Source organism: Bacillus sp. L_1B0_5 (assembly GCF_000836715.1).
GTDB classification, from domain to species: Bacteria; Bacillota; Bacilli; order Bacillales; family Bacillaceae_G; genus Bacillus_A; species Bacillus_A thuringiensis_S.
In genome coordinates this window covers 104429-123661 of record NZ_JXIS01000045.1, presented here as the reverse complement: position 1 = coordinate 123661, position 19233 = coordinate 104429, and the positions used below count along the sequence as shown (strand labels likewise).

Sequence of the window (19233 nt, the reverse complement as noted above, 5' to 3'; positions counted from 1 at the left end):
AAAATATTGTTATTAGTTTCATAAAAATAGTTTAGGTAGGTGTTTGTATGAAAACGATAGGTCTTATAGGTGGTATGAGTTGGGAATCAACTTCTGAATATTATCGAATTATTAATGAAGAAATAAAAGAGAGATTAGGAGGGCTACATTCAGCAAAATGTTTGATTAATAGTGTGGACTTTGAAGAGATTGAAAGATTCCAGTCTAGAGGAGATTGGAATGGAGCAGGTGAAGTTTTAGCGAATGCGGCGTATTCATTACAGAAGGGAGGAGCAGACTTTATAATCATTTGTACAAATACAATGCATAAGGTAGTTGGAAAAATAAAGGAGAAAATTGATATTCCAGTCTTACATATTGCCGATGCAACTGCAAAAGTAATTAAAAGAAAAGACATTCAAAAGGTTGGTCTGCTTGGAACTAAATATACAATGGAGCAAGATTTCTATAAGTCACGTATTGAAGAGCATGATATAAAAGTAATAGTACCATCAGGAACAAATAGAGAAAAAGTAAACGAAGTAATATATACAGAATTATGTTTAGGAAAAATAGTATTTCAATCTAGAGAGTATTATAAAAGGGTTATAGAAGAATTAGTACAAGAAGGAGCACAAGGAATTATATTAGGTTGTACGGAAATAGGTTTATTAATAAAACAAGAAAACGTATCAGTCCCGATATTTGATACGACCCATATACATGCAATTGAAGCAGTCAAGGTAGCTTTAGATAAATAGATTATAATTATATTATGTAAACTTAATTCATATATCTGGAAAACATTCAGAAAATATTTTATAATGTAAGTGGTTACATTTAAGGGGGAATGCGTATGTTTTCAGTTCAACCAATCGCATTTGTACATAATGAAAGAAAGGAAATAAAAGATGATGAGTGGGGAGAAGTAAGATCCCGTATAACTTTAACTGAAATGTATGCAGAAGAAAGTATACAAGGGATTGAAGATTTTTCCCATATTGAAGTTGTTTTTTATTTTCATAAAGTAATTGACGAGCAAATTCAGTATTTTGCTAGACATCCTAGAAATAATAAAGATTATCCTGAAGTAGGTATTTTTGCACAGCGCGGAAAAAATCGCCCGAATCGCATAGGTGTAACAATTGTAAAGGTGATCAAAAGAGAAGGTAAATCAATTATTGTTGAGGGATTAGATGCTATTAATGGTACTCCTATATTGGATATAAAACCAATAATGAAAGAGTTTATGCCGAAAGAAGAAATACACCAGCCTAAATGGGCAACGGATATAATGAGACAGTATTGGAAGGGGAATGGAGTAAAATGAGAATATATGAGGCAACAATTGCAGATTTAGATGGACTAGCATCAGTTTTTAATAACTATCGCATGTTTTATAGGCAGGATTCTGATTTAGAAGGTGCAAAAGTATTTTTACGAAATCGAATTGAGAAAAAAGAGTCCGTTATTTTCGTAGCAGTTGAAGACGGCGAATATATTGGGTTCACACAACTATATCCATCATTTTCTTCCATTTCAATGAAAGAATTATGGATTTTAAATGATTTATTTGTACAAGCGGCGAAGCGTGGAGCCGGAACAGGTAAAAAATTATTAGAAGCTGCTAAAGAATACGCATTAGAGAATGGAGCAAAAGGTGTAAAATTGCAAACAGAGATTGATAATTTATCAGCACAACGATTATATGCTGAAAATGGTTATTTGAGAGATAATCGTTATTTCCATTACGAATTAACGTTTTAAAAAATTAAGTTGAAAGAGACATTTTCAAGAAAAAGAATTTCTTTGTAATGAGAAATTCTTTTTTATTTTTTCCTAAATTAAACAAATGAAAACGATATTTATTTATCGTTAAACAATAAAAAATGTGATAAAATTATGTTATCATTAAATAAATGAGGTATTGTAAATGAATCTTAAACGAAGTTCAACAACGTTCTTAAAAGTAATTATTTTTCTTGTTGGAATTGCAGTACTTGCTTTATGCATATTTTTAGTGCCGGAAATGGCGAATTTCGCAGCGAATTTGTATCCTAATATTACTCTGATAAAATATCTTGTTTTCATTGTGATGTATGGAGCAGCTGTGCCTTTTTACGTTGCTCTTTATCAGGCTTTCAATCTTTTACAGTATATTGACGAGAACACAGCGTTCTCGGAATTATCTGTAAAGGCGTTAAAGAATATAAAGCGCTGTGCAGTTACAATCAGTGGCTTGTATGTATTGGGTATGCCACTTTTTCATTTTATAGCGAAAAAAATGGACCCTCCTATTGGGTTAGTGGGACTTATTATCGTTTTTGCTTCGCTCGTTATCGCTGTTTTTGCTGCTATTCTTCAACGCCTTCTACAAGAAGCAATTAACATAAAATCAGAAAATGATTTGACGGTCTGAGGTGGCGGATATGACAATTATTATTAATATTGACGTCATGTTAGCAAAACGAAAGATGAGTGTAACGGAACTTTCGGAGAAGGTTGGAATTACGATGGCGAATCTTTCTATTTTGAAAAATGGGAAAGCAAAAGCGGTTCGTTTTTCAACATTGGAAGCGATATGTAAAGCTTTGGAGTGTCAGCCAGGGGATATTTTGGAGTATAAAAACGATGAGAATACTCAATAAAAAAAGATAACAAATGTAAATAATAGAAGTCAATAAAGAAGGGATAGCCACTAAGCTATTCCTTCTTTATGTTAATTGCTGTTAGTAATAAAAAATATAATTTGAATTGCAATGTTTGCGTATCAAAAGGGAACTTGCTACCTTTTGAGGTAATCCGTTTTGTGGAAGAAAATTATTTGCCAAAAAGGATATTTTAACTATGATTTAAATTATTTTGAGTGCATCAAAATCTTCATTTGTATTATAGTTGATTTAAAACCCAGTTTGTTGCATCTTCAAAGTTATCTGCAATGTAGTTTGGTTCAATATGTGCCCATTTGTCTCGGTACGTATGCAAAGCATCATACCCAGCTCCTGTTCGGACTAGAATCGTAGTCGCATTTACTTTTTCTCCTGCAACAATATCAGTCCAGCGATCACCAACTACAGCACATTGTGTTAAATCAAGCCCATGTTTTTTTGCTGCTTTAAGCAGCATGCCTGTACTTGGTTTACGACATTCACAACCATCACCGTGTTTATGAGGACATACATAAATATCATCAAAACCGAAGCCTTCTAATTCTTGTACAAAATCGGCTACAGTTGCTATTCCATCTGCGATACCAGGTTGATTTGTGAAAGAGAAAATTTTTATATTTTTAGCTTTTAGTTTTTGCAAGGATGTTTTTGTGAATGGAAATAATGCAAAAGATCCCGGATAATGTATTGTAGTGTCACCACCAATTGTACCGTCACGATCAATGAAAATTGCTTTAATGTTTGTCATAGTTATAGTCCCTTCAATTATAAGTAGTTTAGAAATGTTTTACAAATCGGTAGCCATTTACTTCATAACCTAATTTTTTGTAAAAAGGATGAGCTTCTACTCTTTTTGTTCCACTAACTAGCCATGTGCCAATGCAATTATGTTTCTTTGCTAATTGCTCTGCATAATCCATCAACACTTGTCCAATGCCTTTCCGTCGTATGTTAGAATCGACGCTAATAATTGAAATCTCTCCATAACGTGTTACATCTTCTAAATTTTCACGTATACGAAATCCAAGTAATCCAAATATAGCTTCTTCTTCTTCGTAAACATATAAAAAATCAAACGGACTCATTTGTACGAATTGTAATCGATTGTTCATATCTTCATAGGAAATAGAGGAACCTTTTAATTCTTTCGTTAAAGAACAAAGTGCGTCTATATCATCTATCGTTGCTTCACGAATTTGAAAAGACATATTATCCACTCCAATAAAATGTAATCAAACATTTAATATTCTGTTAAAAAATGTTTTTTCCTGCTATGAAAATAAATATTTTATAATGATATATAGATAGTTATATGTTATTCTTTTCCTTGATTGTATTGGAAATGGAAAGAGGGGAAAGACATGTTAGAAGTAAATATCCGCTCAGCTGGATATGAAATAGGCGAAGAAACAATTCATGATATAGCTTTTTCTATCGAAAAAGGTGAACTAGTTGCTCTTATTGGAGCAAATGGTGCTGGGAAGAGTACGACGATAAAAACGATGCTCGGATTACTTGTAAATATGGACGGTGAAATATCATTCGGTGAAAAGAAAAATCCGTATGCATATGTGCCAGAACATCCAACATACTATGATTACTTGACGCTCTGGGAACATATTGAATTATTAATGGCTGCTCGTGGAAGTGAAATGGGAAACTGGGAAGAAAGAGCGGAACAATTATTACATACTTTTCGAATGGATAAGCATAAACATGAGTATTTATCAAAGTTTTCAAAAGGTATGAAACAAAAATCGATGCTAATATTGGCGTTTTTAACTGAGCCAGATTTTTATATTATTGATGAACCCTTTATCGGTTTAGATCCAGTAGCTACGAAAGAGTTTTTAACTTATTTATATAAAGAAAAAGAGCGTGGGGCAGGAATTTTACTTTGTACGCACGTATTGGATACGGCTGAAAAAATTTGTGAAAGATTTTTACTCATTTCACAAGGTACATTAGTCGCAGATGGACATTTAGAATCTATTCAAATGTTAGCGGAAATGCCTGGTAGCTCATTACTAGACTGCTTTGATATAATTGTAAGGCGTGAACAACATGATTAAACAACAATTTTATAAAAGATTACGCCATGAGCTCCGGCGGAAGTGGAAGTCTATACGTTCGGTAACAGATTGGACAGTCGCGTTATATATTATTATTCCAATACTTATATTTATGGGAATCTATTATAGGTCACTATGGATAAATGAATTATCAATGGAAGAGACGATTTATTTCGGATTAGGATTACTAGCATTTTATCTAGTAACATATCCGAGAGGAGTTCGTTCATTTTTTGAGCAAGCGGATAGTTTATTTTTAATTTCGTATGCAACACATATGCGAAAATTAGTCCAGTATGGCATGATGTACACATTTATTCGAATAGCGATAACGAATATAATAGTGGTCGTTATTATGTTACCGGTGTTGATGAAAAGTATCGAGGTAACAGAGATACAAGTCCTATTATTTTGGGTATTCTTTACTATATTTCGATTTATGTTGTCGTTGTTAACGAGATTTATTCATGTACATGTGGGGAAACGATGGGTTTTATGGATTATAAAAAATGTAGTATTTTCTATGAGCGTGTCCTTTTTGGGAATTAGTTTATTTTTTATTTATAAAAATCCATTTTATTCAATTCTATTTATCGGTTTAGTAATTTTCTTAAGTAGTGTATTAGTAAAAGAGAAAATGAATTATAAAAAGTTCTTTTTTAAAGAAATCGAGAAAGAAAAGGAGGAAAGCATGCGCTGGACGAGCGGAATTATGCAAGTTGGTGGTCATGCGGCTAAACCGAGTAGTTCGAATAAAAAACCGTGGATGTTTCCGCGCTCTAAAAGACTATTAGGAAAAAAAGCTGATTCTCGTATTGTCGAATCTTTTTTGAAAGAATTTTTCCGTACAAGTACTGCACGAATATTTTATATTCAAATTGTATGTATCAGTACTGCAAGTATAATTATGACTCCAAGGTGGATTACAGCTATTGTTCTCGTATTTGCTGTAGTTGCAATTTCTCGCTATGCACGTGATTATTGGAATGAATTTACGAATAAGATGTTTCTTCATTTATATTGTGATGAAGGGAAATTACTTTTGTTAAGATGGAAGGCAGATCGTTATTTACTACTACCAGCAATACTTTTATATGTAATAGTTATACTTTTCCAGTTTTATTTATTGCCAGCTGTGATCGGTGGCATTATTTTTATTTTATTAATTGTATGGATTGTATTTTTACCATTAAAAAAGAGCCATTGACGGCTCTTTTTCTAGTCTGTAATACATTGATAAATAAAATATACTAAAACGAGTATGCTTGCGGCGGAATACATGACATCTAAAGTCATTCAAGTGCCTCCTCAATATTGTGGTATTAATATTGTATGAAATCTTACAATTTCATATTCAAGTGAAAAATATGTGAACGTTAACAAAATTGTAAAGTGCAAAAATTATAATCATTTTGTATAATAGAAGAAACCACCGTTATATAAAAAAATAATGAGTGAAAGGGGAGGGAACATAAATGCCAAATTGGTTTAGAAAAACCTTAGTCGCATTAATTACCGTATTTACATTTGGTTTAGTGACGCCTCCTTCCATATTGCTTGATAATGCCAAAGCTGCGGACAAGCCTACGAGCACAGCTGGGCAACAAAATTTGGAGAGTACGTCCTATACATATGAAGAAACGAATGACAGGTTAACCACCGATACTTTTATTACTTATGCGATGCAAGAAGCAGAAAAACAGTCGATGCAAAAGTTTGGTACTAAAATTGGCCCAGTAATTGAAGATGAATTTAAAGATGTAATATTACCAAAGATTGAAGAGGCAATTGCTGAACTTGCCAATGATGTACCAGAGAAGTCATTGCAATCATTAGCGATTTCTCAAAGACCAGCTGGTGGAAATAATGAAAAGATTTTTCACGTCTACGATACGAAAACAGGAAATGACTTATTGCGTTTCCATGTAAGAAGAGATCATCCACCGCAAGATGGTTATTATTTTAATTTCCACTATCATCGTTTTGATGATGGATACTCTGGACATCATGAGTTAGGGAATATTTATTGGAATACGAATGTACCGCCAAAATGGCTTTCTTAAAAAGAACAAGAGAAAATCTTGTTCTTTTTTATTTTTATAGAAGGGACAGACAACTATGTTGTTGAATAACATAGGTTTAGAAAAAGAAGCAAAAGGAGTATGGAGATGCAAAAATATATTGTTTTTGACTTTGATGGCACATTAGTAGATTCACAAAATATATTTGTACCGATTTATAATCAACTTGCTGAAAAACATGGGTATAAAGCAGTAAAGGAAGAAGAAATTGAACATTTACGTAAATTAACGATGCCAGAGAGATGTAAACAACTCGATGTACCACTGTATAAATTACCGATATTAGCGTTGGAGTTTTATAAATTATACCAGCCTGCTATAAAAGATCTCGTTTTGTTCCATGGAATGAAGGATGTATTAGATGAACTACATAAAAAAGAATACGGTATTGCGGTTATATCATCTAACTCAGAAGAGCATATTCGAGCATTTTTACAAAAGAATGATATAGAAAATATACAAGAAGTGTATTGTTCTAAAAATTTGTTCGGTAAAGACAAGATGATAAAAAGATTTTTAAAATCGAAAAAAATAACTGAGAAAGATATGTTATATGTCGGTGATGAACAGAGAGACGTAGTAGCATGTAAAAAGGCTGGGGTAAACGTAATTTGGGTATCTTGGGGATATGATGTTATTGAAACAGTGAAAAAAGACGCACCCGATTATATGGTTCATAAGCCGATGGAAATTGTGCAAGTAGTACAAGGAGCGTATTCTTAATATGAATACACTTCGAGCAGGTATTCATCATATTGAATTTTGGGTAGCAAATATAGAGGAATCCATTTCTTTTTATAATAAGCTGTTTTCAATAATTGGATGGAGAAAATTAAATGAAGTAGCATATAGCACGGGAGAAAGTGAAATATACTTTAAAGAAGTAGATGAGGAAATCGTAAGGACGTTAGGGCCTAGACATATTTGTTATCAAGCTATTCATAGAGAAGTAGTTGATGAAGTAGCAGATTTTCTTTCTAGTATGAAAGTGAAGGTAATACGTGGTCCAATTGAAATGAATCATTATTCAGAAGGGTACTATACGATTGATTTTTACGATCCGAATGGATTTATTGTAGAAGTAGCCTATACACCAAATGCAGAAATGTAAGGGGAATAGATATGAAGATAATTACAGCACGGCAAAACAATATACAAATTGTAAAAGATGCAGCGAATATTGAAGAAATTTCTAAAGGTTTCTCTCCAGATAAGAAATATGTAATTACGAATGCAAATAATGAAAAATATTTATTTCGGACAGGAGATATAAAAGAGTATGAAAGAAAGAAAATAGAGTTTCAAATTTTAAATGAAATGGTAAAACGTAACGTACAGGCACAAAGGCCAATTGAAATAGGTATATTGGAAGAAGAAGGTGTATGCTATAGTATTTTTTCATATTTAGAAGGGGAAGATGCGAAGAAGCTATTGCCTACGTATTCACCAAAAGAACAATATGATATTGGCATAGAGGCAGGAAAAGATTTAGCGAAAATGCATACATATGAAGCGCCTAATGATATACTTCCATGGTATGAAAGAGCAATGAAAAAACATAGTAAATATTTAGAAGCATACAAAACATGCGGAATAAAAATAAAAAATGATAATAAAATTATTAAGTTTATAGATGAAAATGAAATGTATGTAAAGGATCGCCCAAATCGATTTCAACACGATGATTTTCATTTAGAAAATATAATTGTACGGGATGGGAATTATGTAGGTGTAGTTGATTTTAATGGTTATGACTGGAGCGATCCACTGCATGATTTCGTGAAAATTGCACTATTTGCAAGGGACATTAGTATTCCGTATTCAATCGGACAAATAGAAGGATACTTTAATAGGAGAATACCAGAAGAGTTCTGGAAATTATATGCGGTGTACGTTGGCATGACAGTTTTCTCATCAGTTGTCTGGACATTAAGAGCAGCACCACATATGTTGGATGATACGTTAGAGCGTCTTCATATTGTATTGGAAGATCATAAAAACTTTGAGTTATTAAAACCAAGTTGGTTTCAACCAGATAAGATTGATATGAAATAGAAAAGGTAGGTGTGATTCGCACCTACCTTTATTTTTTACCATTCTTCATTTTGAAGTAGTTGTAATGCTAATTTTAAATCCACATCTTCTTGTATATGTTCCGGAGTCCATGGGATATGTATATGAGGTTGTATTCCAATTCCGGACATTCCTTTGCCTTTATCTACAATAGAAAGCCGTGAAGTAGGATAGTAAAGAGCGAACGTACCAGCCCATTCCATTACTGCTAAATTAGAATAATCATTTAAACCAGCAGTAGGACGACCTATTACTTTTACTTTCGGTGATTTTTTTGTTGCTTCTACAAAAGAATCACCAGAGCTTCCACATGTAACATCTGTTAATACGGCTACTCTACTTGGTGTTGTTCGTCCGTGTATTTTCAAAGTTTGAAGTTCTTTTGGTACTCCAGATGTATCAAATGTAACAAGGCCCTTTTTATAATTCTCTTTTAAATCGTGAATAAACATATCGGTGACTAACTTTGAAAGGTCGTCTGAAGAATCATAATCTTCTTCGAAGTCTTGCATTCGTAAATAATAATTTCGTTCTGTATGATTTAATTGCATTGTATTTGAAGAGTCGAAAAGAGAAATTTCTTTGTCTTCAAATAAGTAAGGAAGTATGTTGAAAAATGCATCATCACTTCCACCACGATTCAATCGCACATCTATAATTAAGTTTTGAAAAGAATCCAGCTCGTTTTTGTATGAGTCGATTAATTGATTAATAGCTGCAGCATTTGCAAAGTCAGTTAAAGTAATTAAGAGTGTATCTTTATTGTACTTTTTTAATGAATAGATAGGTGTGTATTCGCTTTGTTTATATTTTTGTAAAGAAATGGTTTCGGTTACTCCATCTTTATCTATAAGTGTACAATTTGATGATTTTAATAAAACATAGTCCCATTTTTCACGCTCATATGTATTCTCATTTACATACTTTTTATACTTTATTAATAGCTTAGGAATTTTCATATTATCTAATGCAACGATAGTTTGTCCTTTTTTTACTCTTTTTTCTTGTGAAGTAGATGTAATATATAGGTGATCTTCGTATCTTTTCACTTGGAAGCCAACACTGTTAAGAGGTTGATCGTTAGAGCTCATTTTGAAAAACATATGATTGTCTTTGAAGTCTAATAAGTAATCATTTACAATTTCAGTGAATTGTACTGGTGTTAAATCTCTTTGCTTCTCTAGTTGCTCAATTGTTTGTAAATATGTAGTAGGATCATCCCATCCTTTTTTATCAATACAACCGGAATAATCGTGATGAGTAATCGAAACAACTTCTTTGAAGATTTCTGTGTACAATGCTTTTCCTCCTTATAGTTTAAATAACTAAATAAAAGGATTCCTTGTTCTATACGTAAAATCCTTTATTTGGATGAGAATATAAAAATAGAGGGAAGTGTATCTTCCCTCTATTAAAATAATTATTTAATTTTCTTAAATGTAAGCGGCTGAGTACTTAATGTAGCTGGTACATGTAACTGAAGGGATGGGAATTCACCACTTACATTCATTTCATAAGCGAATAATAAGCTCATTTTCATTTGGAATAAGTCAACTTTTGCAGAGAAGATGTCGTAATGATGATGCCCTAATTGAATATCCATTTCCATAAATTGTACATATAACGAATCATCTCGTTTGTATACTTGTAATGTTCCGTATGCAGGATGTTCAAAAGTACCAGTATAATCCTCTAACTTGTGCGAAGGTGTAGTCCCTTTAATTTGTTCAGGGAGCGATTCAGTTGCTTCTTTCATCATTTCCTTCATTTTTTTAGTATCTTCTACAGCACGTTTATGCCAATCAATGGATTCTAATTCAAGTAGTTCGTCATAAATTTGATTAGCGAGATAAGTAGGAAGTAATGTTCCTCCAGCATTCGTTAAAATGACAAGGCCTATGTTTTCTGTTGGTATGAATGAAACAAGTGCTGAAAATCCATCGATATTACCGCCATGATGAATTACTTTTTTACCACGATAAGCGCTAATAAACCAACCAAGACCGTAACTATTTAATGGAGATTCAGGGAGTGATAAAACGGGTTGGTCTGGAATTGAATTGTGTGGTGTATACATTTGTTGTAATAATTCAGAGGAGATTAATTCATGATCTCCAAATTTTCCTTCGTTTAAGTGGAGAAGTACCCAATTTGCCATATCTTCAATTGTAGAATTAATACACCCAGCAGCGCCAACTGTATCGATGTTACGGAATGGAACTACTTTTATTTCACCGTCATTTTCAATGTAAGGTAAAGCGTAATCATCTGTAGTTTGTGAATCGTTAACAGAGAAGTTTGTATGTCTCATATTTAAAGGTTCTAAAATATGTTCTGTAGTATATTGCTCCCACGTTTGATTTGTAATGTTTTCAACAATGCAGCTAATTGTTGCATACATTAAGTTGTTATATAGAAATGCAGTCCGGAACGGTGTATCAAGTGGTAAATGTTTTATTTTTTCAACGAGATCTTGTCGAGATAAGGAAGAGTTGTACCAAAGAGCATCATGACGACTCACTCCAGTTCGATGAGAAGCTAAATCCCGTCCTGTAACTTGTGAGCTAGCAAGTAGTTCAGATAAAGTAAAGTTAGGTATATAAGAATGGATAGGAGTATCCCAATTAAACTTTTTTTGCTGTGCTAACAAGCTTAATGAAAGTGTGCCAAACGCTTTCGTTGAGGAACCGATTGCGAACCGGGTATTCGCTGTAACAGCCTCTTTTGTTTCTATATTACGATAGCCGAAACCTTCTGAAATAATAACTTCACCGTCTTTTATAACAGCTACAGCAGCACCAGGAACATTTAAATTCTTCATCATTTTTTCAACCGTTGTTTGTAAAGAAGTCATAACAGGCGTTTCAATTTTAGACATACTTCTAACCTCCAAATATAAATTTTGTTCTACCGCACTATACTTTCGGTAATAGAAAATGAAAACCTTTTTAAATTTGGAAAGTTAATAATTTTGTAAGAATTAGCGGAAGAAATTTTATTAATTAGGATTATTAAATTTACCATTTTTCATGTTATGATAAATTGCATATACGATTGAAAGAAGGTTTTCCTACATATGAAACATGCTGAAAATGAATACTTAAATTTATGCCGCCATGTAATGGAACATGGTACGAAGAAAGAAGATCGTACAGGGACAGGAACTGTATCTGTATTTGGATATCAAATGCGTTTTGATTTGAGTAAAGGATTTCCTTTATTAACGACAAAAAGAGTACCATTTCGCCTTGTAGCAAGTGAACTACTTTGGTTTATGAAAGGTGATACAAATATTCGTTATTTATTGCAGCATAATAATAACATTTGGAATGAATGGGCGTTTAAGAGCTGGGTAGAAAGTGATGAGTATACTGGTCCTGACATGACGGATTTTGGTCTTCGCTCACAACAAGATGAAGAATTTAAAGTACAGTACGATGAGCAGATGGAATTGTTTAAAAAGAAAGTTTTAGAAGATGATGATTTCTCAAATAAATATGGTTATTTAGGAGACGTTTACGGTAAACAGTGGCGAGCTTGGAAAACGACAGCTGGTGAGACACTTGATCAATTAAAAGATGTAATTGAAATGATTAAAAAAACACCAGACTCACGTCGTTTAATCGTTTCTGCTTGGAATCCTGAAGACGTACCAAGTATGGCATTACCCCCTTGTCATACATTATTCCAGTTTTATGTAGCGGACGGAAAGCTTTCTTGTCAGCTATATCAAAGAAGTGGTGACATATTCCTTGGAATACCATTTAACATCGCAAGTTATTCACTACTAACACATCTAATTGCACATGAATGTGGTCTTGAAGTAGGGGAATTTGTTCATACAATTGGTGATGCACATATTTATACAAATCATTTTGAACAAGTAGAAAAGCAATTGGCACGTGAACCACGTCCATTCCCGAAACTTACATTAAATCCAGATGTGAAATCTGTTTTCGATTTTGAAATGGAAGATTTAACGATTGAAGGATATGATCCACATCCAGCAATTAAAGCACCGGTTGCAGTATAATTGTAGAGGAGATGAAAAAATGATTGTTTCATTTATGGTCGCAATGGACGAAAATAGAGTAATCGGTAAAGATAATAATTTACCTTGGCGTTTACCGAGTGAATTACAATACGTGAAGAAAACAACGATGGGTCACCCGCTTATTATGGGAAGGAAGAACTATGAAGCGATTGGTAGACCGCTGCCTGGAAGACGTAATATTATTGTAACTCGTAATGAAGGATATCACGTTGAAGGATGTGAAGTTGTTCATTCTGTAGAAGAAGTATTCGAACTATGTAAAAATGAAGAAGAGATTTTTATTTTTGGCGGAGCGCAAATTTACGATCTCTTTTTACCTTATGTAGACAAGTTATATATAACAAAAATCCATCATGCATTTGAAGGAGATACATTCTTCCCAGAAATAGATATGACAAATTGGGAAGAGATTTTTGTAGAAAAAGGTTTAACGGATGAAAAAAACCCGTATACGTATTATTACCACGTATATGAGAAACAACAATAAATAAAAAGATTGATGTGAGAATTCGCATCAATCTTTTTATTTATATTCACCAATATAAGTTTATAGATGAGATTCGATAGTGCTATAATGATAGGTAGCATGTAAAAAATGCTAAAATTTGCAAAAGTACTAATATAGAAAGAGGAGGAGAATGGATTGAGAAAGATATGGGGGATTCTTTTTCTTTGCTTAACATTCATGTTAGTTGGATGCGGTAAAGAAGAAAAACCACAAGAAGCGTTTGATACATATGTAAAAGCATGGAATAAACAAAAATTTGCAGATATGTATGATCAACTATCAAAAAATGCAAAAAAAGATATTTCAAAGAAAGAGTTTACTGAGAAATATGAAAAAATTTATTCTGGTATCGAAGTGAACGACTTAAAGGTAGAAACAGGGGAAGTAAAAGAAGATAAAAAAGATGAAGGCCCTGTTCCTTTTAAAGTAAGCATGGATACAGTTGGTGGTAAAATTACTTTTGGCCATGAAGCAAAAATGGTGAAAGAAAAAGATGGAGATAAAGAATCTTGGAAAATAGATTGGACTCCTGATTTTATTTTCCCTGGCATGACGAAAGATAGTAAAGTGCGTATGCAGACGACACAGCCAAAACGTGGTGAAATATACGATCGTAATGGAAAAGGTCTTGCAACGAATGGGAAAGCTTCTGAAATTGGAATAGTTCCAGAAAAATTAGACGATACTGCTCCGCAAACGAAAGAGACAGTAGCGAAGTTGTTAAATATGACTGTAGAAGAAATTGATCAAAAATTAGCTGCTAAATGGGTAAAACCAGGGTATCTCGTACCAATTGGAATTTTGCCTGAAGGGGCAACGCAAAATACGTATATTGATTTAGCAGGTGTTTCAACAAAACCTGTAAATGTTCGTACATATCCATTAGGGGAAGCGGCAGCTCATCTAACTGGTTATATCGGAAAGGTAAATGCTGAAGATTTAAAAACGCTTCAAAAGAAAGGCTATCAAGCTGATGATCCAGTTGGTAAAGCTGGTTTAGAGCAAGTATTAGAGGAAAAGCTACGCGGTAAAAAAGGTGGCCGTGTCTTTGTAGAAGATGCACAAGGAAAAGAAATTAAAAACTTGGCAAAAACAGATGCTGTTGATGGAGAAAACGTAACTTTAACTATTGATAGTGCTGTTCAAGAAAAAACTTACAATGAAATGAAGGGCGAAGCTGGTTCAAGTGCAGCAATTAATCCGAAAAGTGGAGAAACAATTGCACTAGTAAGTAGTCCAGCATATGATCCTAATTTAATTGCACGAGGAACATCGAAAGCGCAACGCGAAGCTTGGAATAATGATCCGAAAAAACCGATGACGAATCGCTTTACACAATTATCGGTACCAGGTTCTGTATTTAAACCAATTACAGCTGCAATTGGTCTTGAAACGAAAACGATTGATCCAAAAGAAGAGTTAAAAATTGAAGGGTTAAAATGGACAAAAGATTCTTCTTGGGGTAATTATTATGTAACGCGTGTGAAAGATGCAAATCCGATTGATTTTGATAAGGCGATGAAATACTCGGATAATATTTACTTCGCACAAGAAGCGTTGAAAATCGGAAAAGACAAGTTTATGAGTGAAGCGAAAAAATTCGGATTCGATGAGAAACTACCAATTGAATATGGATTCCCTGCTTCTAAAATTGCAAATGACGGTATTAAAAATGATATTCAAATGGCAGATACAGGATATGGACAAGGACAAGTATTAATGACTCCTCTTCATTTAGCTTTAACGTATGCGCCAATTGTAAATGATGGAACGATTCCATCACCGTATATTATTAAAACAGATAAACAACCAAAAGCTTGGAAAGAAAATGTAATTTCTAAAGGAAATCAGGATATATTAAAAACTGCTATGACGAAAGTAATTAATGATCCGGATGGTACAGGGAAAATTGCTAAGATTGATGGAATGACTCTTGCTGGAAAAACAGGTACAGCGGAATTAAAAGTATCTAAAGAAGCCGAAGGAAAAGAACTAGGCTGGTTCGCTGCATTTGATTTGAATTCGCCAGATATGGTCATTACAATGATGATTGAAGATGTAAAAGGTAGAGGCGGAAGTAACATTCCAGCTGAAAAAGTAAAACATGTTTTTCAAAAATAATATGTAATAAAAGGCTACCTCTATAATTTATAGAGGTAGCCTTTTTGTATGAGAATTCTTAATATCTGTATACTAAATTTTAGAGAAACAAAATAAATCATTAACTTACGAAAAAAAAGTAGCTATTTTTTATTGACATTGATTAAAACTTTTTGTATTATACTTACATAAGGTAAGTTATTAACTTTTAAAAAACAAATCTTGAATTAAAGATAAAGAGAGAAAAGGGAGAGAATACAATGACAAAAGTACTATTTATCACAGCAAATCCAAATTCAGCAGAAGGTTCTTTCGGAATGGCAGTAGGGGAAGCTTTCATCGAGGCTTATAAAAACGAGCATCCACAAGACGAAGTTGTAACAATTGATCTATTCAATACTACTGTACCAGCAATCGATGCAGATGTATTTGCTGCTTGGGGTAAATTTGCAGCAGGTGAAGGCTTTGAAACTTTAACGGAAGCTCAACAACAAAAAGTAGCAGCAATGAACACAAACTTAGAAACATTTATGCATGCAGATCGTTATGTATTCGTAACTCCAATGTGGAACTTTAGCTATCCACCAGTAGTAAAAGCATACTTAGATAACGTAGCAATCGCAGGTAAAACATTCAAATATACTGAAAATGGTCCAGTTGGCTTATTAGAAGGTAAAAAAGCACTTCACATTCAAGCAACAGGTGGCGTATATTCTGAAGGAGCATACGCAGCTGTAGACTTCGGACGCAATCACTTAAAAACTGTATTAGGATTTGTCGGTGTAAATGATACTGATTATATTGCAGTTGAAGGTATGAATGCAAACCCTGAAAAAGCACAAGAAATTAAAGAAGCGGCAATTGTTAATGCTCGTGAATTAGCAAAACGTTTCTAATATAGAATGCTTAAAAAGTCCGAACACTTGATGTTTGGACTTTTTTTCTTCTTTTTCCTTCGTTTGTCTAGTATAATGAAGGTCGGAATGATAATAGGTGGGGGTTCTGTATGATTCAAACGTTTTTTAAAATCTTTTATTTAATTTTAATTGTAATTGCGATTACACCGAGAATGTGGCGTCTTAAAAGACAAGTAAATACGATGGCGCCAAAAGAAAAAGATAATGCTGTGTACAAAACGACAAATTGGTTTGGTAAGAAAATGGTACGTGTAGCTGGAGGGACAGTAGAAGTGAAAGGGCTTGAAAATGTTCCGAAAGACAAGCCGGTACTAGTTGTAAGTAATCACCAAAGTAATATGGATATCCCTGTTTTACTAGGTTACTTAAATAAACCAATTGGATTCGTGTCAAAAGCAGAGATTAAAAAGTTCCCAGTTGTACCAACTTGGATGGAACTTATGAATTGTGTATTTATGGATCGTAGCGATCGTCGTCAATCTCTTAAAGCAATTAAAGATGGAATCGAACTATTAAAGAATGGACATTCTATCGTAATTTTCCCAGAAGGAACGAGAAGTAAAGGTGGCGAAGTTGGAGAGTTTAAGGCTGGTAGTTTCCATCTTGCAGTAAAATCAGGTGTAGCAATTTTACCTGTAACGTTAGATGGTACATATAAGATGTTTGAAGCGAATGGAAATCGTATGAAGTCAGCTCATGCAACAGTAACAATTTCTAAGCCGATTACACCTGAAGAGTATGCGAATATGGATATTAAAGAATTAACGAAGCATACACAGGAAGTTATCGCATCACAATTACATAAGTAATAAAAAAGGTTTCAGCTTACTATAAGCTGAAACCTTTTTTATTATGCTGTAGGTAAGACGTAAAAGAGTACACAGAAGAACATCATCGCACTACCACCTAAAACGAACAGGTGCCATATGGCATGGTTGAAAGGTAGCTTTTCCCAAAGGAAGAATATAGCTCCGACAGAATATAAAATTCCACCAGCTAAAAGCAGTGAAAAACCATGTCCAGTTAGATTTTCATAAAGTGGTTTAATGGCAACGATTATGAGCCAGCCCATAATGATGTAACATAAAGTTGATGCCTTTATAAAGCGACGTACAAAGAAGATTTTGAAGACGATACCTCCGATTGCAAGTGTCCAAATTATAGCAAGCAACGTCCATCCTAATGGGCCACGAAGTGTAATAAGTAGAAAAGGAGTATACGTGCCAGCAATCAATAAGTAAATGGCTGAATGATCTAAAATAGTAAATATTTTTTCTACTTTAGGATGATGAATGCTATGTAGCAATGTTGAAAACAAGTACAGTAAGAACATGCTTACACCATAAACAGTAAATGCGACTACAGCTGATGAGGTACCGTGCTTAGAAGCATGAATAATCAATATGATTAAGGCAGGGATGCTTAAAATGGCACCGATACCATGTGTAATTGCATTTGCAATTTCTTCTTTTACAAATTGGGTCATTCGTGTCATTTTTTCAGTCATAATGCAAATCCTTTCTACTATCATAAAATAATATGTCATTTTCCTTACCATATCATACACAAGAGCAATAGAAAATGAAATTTGTATAATTGATTATATTTTTGAATTTTTTTGACAAAAGGCAATGGATTTGTTGACGTTTTCAAACTTTTTTGACAAAATGAAATTATGTAATAGTAGGACAAGGAAACTACTAATAAAGGGGATGGGGAAATGTTTTCAAATATTGGCTTTCCAGGGTTAATTTTAATTTTAGTAGCAGTACTCATTTTATTTGGACCTAAAAAATTGCCGGAAATCGGGAAGGCTTTAGGGGAAACGTTAAAAGAGTTTAAAAAATCAACGAAAGAATTGACAGATGACGCATTTCAAGAAAAGGAAAAGAAAGAAAAACTGTAATGTATTTTCCTTGTAATGGATAAATAAAGTGTGGTGAACGAGATGGAAGATCGGGAAATGAGCGTAGTAGAACATATTGTTGAGCTTCGAAAAAGAGTAATATATACGGTGTTATCCTTTGTACTATTTTTAATTATTGGATTTACTTTTACAAAGGATATTTATTTTTGGCTTGTAAAAGATTTACCAATGAAATTAACTGTTCTCGGTCCAAGTGATGTATTGTGGATTTTTTTCTCGATTGCTACAGTATTTGCTATCGTTTGTACAATTCCTTTTGCTGCTATACAAATTTGGTTATTTGTAAAACCGGGTTTACATCCAAATGAACAAAAGATGACAATAATGTATATACCGGTATTGTCTATATTATTTATCGCAGGTTTATGTTTTGGATACTTTATTGTAATGCCGTTTCTATTTCACTTTTTAACTACAATAGGTAATGAAATGTTTAATACGATGTTTACGACAGAAAAGTATTTTCATTTTGTACTTAATTTAACAGTTCCATTTGCTGTGATTTTTGAATTGCCAGTCGTTGTAATGTTTTTAACTAGTATTGGAATACTTACGGCGGAATTTTTAATAAAAATAAGAAGATATGCATACGTAGCATTGATTATCATTGCATCTTGCATATCACCGCCTGACTTTTTATCTCATAGTTTAGTTGCGGTGCCGCTTATTTGTATTTATGAAGTAAGTATTGCTTTATCAAAGGTTGTTAGTAAGAGAAAAAAGAAAAGAGAAGAAATGCAGTCGAAAAGTGCCTCGTTATAAAGGCACTTTTTTATTTATTTGTTATACTATAGCTATAAACGTATACAATATATAGAAGAAAAAAATTATAGAATCTCCAAAATTTAGACAA

At 33.3% G+C, this 19233-nt stretch carries 23 protein-coding genes; 18 read left to right on the top strand and 5 right to left on the bottom strand.

The window, feature by feature from the left end; all coding sequences use genetic code 11:
- Positions 1-47: 47 nt before the first annotated feature.
- The 5 genes from RT27_RS15170 (at position 48) to RT27_RS15150 (ending at position 2627) form a co-directional block, all read left to right on the top strand.
- A complete protein-coding gene (locus RT27_RS15170) occupies positions 48-740 on the top strand; it encodes an aspartate/glutamate racemase family protein (protein ID WP_043936555.1) in 693 nt (230 codons plus the stop codon).
- A 95-nt stretch (positions 741-835) separates the two neighbouring features.
- Positions 836-1309 carry an SAM-dependent methyltransferase gene (locus RT27_RS15165; protein WP_043936554.1) on the top strand — a complete coding sequence of 158 codons (474 nt, stop codon included), beginning with the start codon at positions 836-838 and terminating at the stop codon, positions 1307-1309.
- Positions 1306-1746 (top strand): GNAT family N-acetyltransferase, encoded by a 441-nt coding sequence (locus RT27_RS15160; RefSeq protein ID WP_001223866.1) that lies wholly within the window; start codon positions 1306-1308, stop codon positions 1744-1746. Before RT27_RS15165 ends, RT27_RS15160 begins: the two co-directional genes overlap by 4 nt.
- A 166-nt stretch (positions 1747-1912) precedes the next feature.
- On the top strand, positions 1913-2398 hold the full coding sequence (locus RT27_RS15155; protein WP_016081797.1) for a DUF2975 domain-containing protein: 486 nt from the start codon (positions 1913-1915) through the stop codon (positions 2396-2398).
- Positions 2399-2408: 10 nt separating this feature from the next.
- Complete coding sequence (locus RT27_RS15150; protein ID WP_000152534.1) at positions 2409-2627, top strand: helix-turn-helix transcriptional regulator; 219 nt, start codon at positions 2409-2411, stop codon at positions 2625-2627.
- A 241-nt stretch (positions 2628-2868) separates the two neighbouring features.
- On the opposite strand, the gene RT27_RS15145 is transcribed toward RT27_RS15150, so the two are convergent.
- Together RT27_RS15145 and RT27_RS15140 are read right to left on the bottom strand one after the other, a co-directional pair.
- Complete coding sequence (locus RT27_RS15145) at positions 2869-3396, bottom strand: HAD-IIIA family hydrolase (RefSeq protein ID WP_043936553.1); 528 nt, start codon at positions 3394-3396, stop codon at positions 2869-2871.
- Between the two features lie 28 nt (positions 3397-3424).
- On the bottom strand, positions 3425-3856 hold the full coding sequence (locus RT27_RS15140; RefSeq protein ID WP_000009776.1) for a GNAT family N-acetyltransferase: 432 nt from the start codon (positions 3854-3856) through the stop codon (positions 3425-3427).
- A 153-nt stretch (positions 3857-4009) separates the two neighbouring features.
- Between RT27_RS15140 and RT27_RS15135 the strand changes: the two genes are divergently transcribed.
- The 6 genes from RT27_RS15135 to RT27_RS15110 all read left to right on the top strand — a co-directional run bounded on the left by RT27_RS15135 (position 4010) and on the right by RT27_RS15110 (position 8856).
- On the top strand, positions 4010-4720 hold the full coding sequence (locus tag RT27_RS15135; RefSeq protein WP_000895232.1) for an ABC transporter ATP-binding protein: 711 nt from the start codon (positions 4010-4012) through the stop codon (positions 4718-4720).
- A complete protein-coding gene (locus RT27_RS15130; protein ID WP_029442205.1) occupies positions 4713-5927 on the top strand; it encodes an ABC transporter permease in 1215 nt (404 codons plus the stop codon). The genes RT27_RS15135 and RT27_RS15130 overlap by 8 nt, the downstream gene beginning before the upstream one ends.
- A gap of 268 nt (positions 5928-6195) precedes the next feature.
- On the top strand, positions 6196-6783 hold the full coding sequence (locus RT27_RS15125; RefSeq protein ID WP_016081794.1) for a YpjP family protein: 588 nt from the start codon (positions 6196-6198) through the stop codon (positions 6781-6783).
- 105 nt (positions 6784-6888) lie between these two features.
- A complete protein-coding gene (locus RT27_RS15120) occupies positions 6889-7524 on the top strand; it encodes an HAD family hydrolase (RefSeq protein WP_016081793.1) in 636 nt (211 codons plus the stop codon).
- 1 nt (position 7525) lies between these two features.
- Positions 7526-7912, top strand: a complete 387-nt coding sequence (locus tag RT27_RS15115; protein WP_043936552.1) for a VOC family protein — start codon at positions 7526-7528, stop codon at positions 7910-7912.
- Between the two features lie 11 nt (positions 7913-7923).
- Positions 7924-8856 (top strand): phosphotransferase, encoded by a 933-nt coding sequence (locus RT27_RS15110; protein WP_043936551.1) that lies wholly within the window; start codon positions 7924-7926, stop codon positions 8854-8856.
- 35 nt (positions 8857-8891) lie between these two features.
- Here RT27_RS15110 and RT27_RS15105 read toward each other — a convergent pair whose 3' ends face one another.
- Positions 8892-10172, bottom strand: a complete 1281-nt coding sequence (locus RT27_RS15105; protein ID WP_043936550.1) for a S41 family peptidase — start codon at positions 10170-10172, stop codon at positions 8892-8894.
- Positions 10173-10294: 122 nt separating this feature from the next.
- Positions 10295-11752, bottom strand: coding sequence for a serine hydrolase (locus RT27_RS15100; RefSeq protein ID WP_029442209.1), 1458 nt, complete (start codon positions 11750-11752; stop codon positions 10295-10297).
- Positions 11753-11950: 198 nt separating this feature from the next.
- Here RT27_RS15100 and RT27_RS15095 point away from each other — a divergent pair, with 198 nt between their 5' ends.
- The 5 genes from RT27_RS15095 to RT27_RS15075 all read left to right on the top strand — a co-directional run bounded on the left by RT27_RS15095 (position 11951) and on the right by RT27_RS15075 (position 17262).
- The gene (locus tag RT27_RS15095) at positions 11951-12907 is read left to right on the top strand and encodes a thymidylate synthase (RefSeq protein ID WP_029442210.1); all 957 of its coding nucleotides are present in this window, start codon (positions 11951-11953) and stop codon (positions 12905-12907) included.
- 19 nt (positions 12908-12926) lie between these two features.
- On the top strand, positions 12927-13415 hold the full coding sequence (locus RT27_RS15090; RefSeq protein WP_016081787.1) for a dihydrofolate reductase: 489 nt from the start codon (positions 12927-12929) through the stop codon (positions 13413-13415).
- A gap of 156 nt (positions 13416-13571) precedes the next feature.
- A complete protein-coding gene (gene pbpC / locus RT27_RS15085) occupies positions 13572-15557 on the top strand; it encodes a penicillin-binding protein 3 (RefSeq protein WP_029442211.1) in 1986 nt (661 codons plus the stop codon).
- A 239-nt stretch (positions 15558-15796) separates the two neighbouring features.
- Complete coding sequence (locus RT27_RS15080; RefSeq protein ID WP_043936549.1) at positions 15797-16432, top strand: FMN-dependent NADH-azoreductase; 636 nt, start codon at positions 15797-15799, stop codon at positions 16430-16432.
- 110 nt (positions 16433-16542) lie between these two features.
- Complete coding sequence (locus tag RT27_RS15075) at positions 16543-17262, top strand: lysophospholipid acyltransferase family protein (protein ID WP_000616582.1); 720 nt, start codon at positions 16543-16545, stop codon at positions 17260-17262.
- Between the two features lie 41 nt (positions 17263-17303).
- Here the strand turns inward: RT27_RS15075 and RT27_RS15070 are convergent, their stop codons facing one another.
- Positions 17304-17960: a hemolysin III family protein gene (locus RT27_RS15070; protein WP_029442213.1), complete on the bottom strand. Its 657-nt coding sequence runs from the start codon at positions 17958-17960 to the stop codon at positions 17304-17306.
- 213 nt (positions 17961-18173) lie between these two features.
- On the opposite strand from RT27_RS15070, the gene RT27_RS15065 reads away from it, so the two are divergent.
- Both RT27_RS15065 and tatC read left to right on the top strand, forming a co-directional pair.
- Positions 18174-18359, top strand: a complete 186-nt coding sequence (locus RT27_RS15065) for a twin-arginine translocase TatA/TatE family subunit (RefSeq protein ID WP_000492442.1) — start codon at positions 18174-18176, stop codon at positions 18357-18359.
- Positions 18360-18401: 42 nt separating this feature from the next.
- Positions 18402-19142 carry a twin-arginine translocase subunit TatC gene (gene tatC, locus RT27_RS15060; RefSeq protein ID WP_000390119.1) on the top strand — a complete coding sequence of 247 codons (741 nt, stop codon included), beginning with the start codon at positions 18402-18404 and terminating at the stop codon, positions 19140-19142.
- Positions 19143-19233 lie beyond the last annotated feature (91 nt).

Coding starts and splice junctions, on each gene's coding strand:
- RT27_RS15130 (WP_029442205.1), top strand. CDS start 4,713: ATGATTAAACAACAATTTTATAAAAGATTACGCCATGAGCTCCGGCGG.
- RT27_RS15155 (WP_016081797.1), top strand. CDS start 1,913: ATGAATCTTAAACGAAGTTCAACAACGTTCTTAAAAGTAATTATTTTT.
- RT27_RS15160 (WP_001223866.1), top strand. CDS start 1,306: ATGAGAATATATGAGGCAACAATTGCAGATTTAGATGGACTAGCATCA.
- RT27_RS15125 (WP_016081794.1), top strand. CDS start 6,196: ATGCCAAATTGGTTTAGAAAAACCTTAGTCGCATTAATTACCGTATTT.
- tatC (WP_000390119.1), top strand. CDS start 18,402: ATGGAAGATCGGGAAATGAGCGTAGTAGAACATATTGTTGAGCTTCGA.
- RT27_RS15110 (WP_043936551.1), top strand. CDS start 7,924: ATGAAGATAATTACAGCACGGCAAAACAATATACAAATTGTAAAAGAT.
- RT27_RS15070 (WP_029442213.1), bottom strand. CDS start 17,960: ATGACTGAAAAAATGACACGAATGACCCAATTTGTAAAAGAAGAAATT.
- RT27_RS15135 (WP_000895232.1), top strand. CDS start 4,010: ATGTTAGAAGTAAATATCCGCTCAGCTGGATATGAAATAGGCGAAGAA.
- RT27_RS15095 (WP_029442210.1), top strand. CDS start 11,951: ATGAAACATGCTGAAAATGAATACTTAAATTTATGCCGCCATGTAATG.
- RT27_RS15115 (WP_043936552.1), top strand. CDS start 7,526: ATGAATACACTTCGAGCAGGTATTCATCATATTGAATTTTGGGTAGCA.
- RT27_RS15170 (WP_043936555.1), top strand. CDS start 48: ATGAAAACGATAGGTCTTATAGGTGGTATGAGTTGGGAATCAACTTCT.
- RT27_RS15120 (WP_016081793.1), top strand. CDS start 6,889: ATGCAAAAATATATTGTTTTTGACTTTGATGGCACATTAGTAGATTCA.
- RT27_RS15080 (WP_043936549.1), top strand. CDS start 15,797: ATGACAAAAGTACTATTTATCACAGCAAATCCAAATTCAGCAGAAGGT.
- RT27_RS15090 (WP_016081787.1), top strand. CDS start 12,927: ATGATTGTTTCATTTATGGTCGCAATGGACGAAAATAGAGTAATCGGT.
- RT27_RS15150 (WP_000152534.1), top strand. CDS start 2,409: ATGACAATTATTATTAATATTGACGTCATGTTAGCAAAACGAAAGATG.
- RT27_RS15100 (WP_029442209.1), bottom strand. CDS start 11,752: ATGTCTAAAATTGAAACGCCTGTTATGACTTCTTTACAAACAACGGTT.
- RT27_RS15075 (WP_000616582.1), top strand. CDS start 16,543: ATGATTCAAACGTTTTTTAAAATCTTTTATTTAATTTTAATTGTAATT.
- RT27_RS15165 (WP_043936554.1), top strand. CDS start 836: ATGTTTTCAGTTCAACCAATCGCATTTGTACATAATGAAAGAAAGGAA.
- RT27_RS15145 (WP_043936553.1), bottom strand. CDS start 3,396: ATGACAAACATTAAAGCAATTTTCATTGATCGTGACGGTACAATTGGT.
- RT27_RS15065 (WP_000492442.1), top strand. CDS start 18,174: ATGTTTTCAAATATTGGCTTTCCAGGGTTAATTTTAATTTTAGTAGCA.
- RT27_RS15140 (WP_000009776.1), bottom strand. CDS start 3,856: ATGTCTTTTCAAATTCGTGAAGCAACGATAGATGATATAGACGCACTT.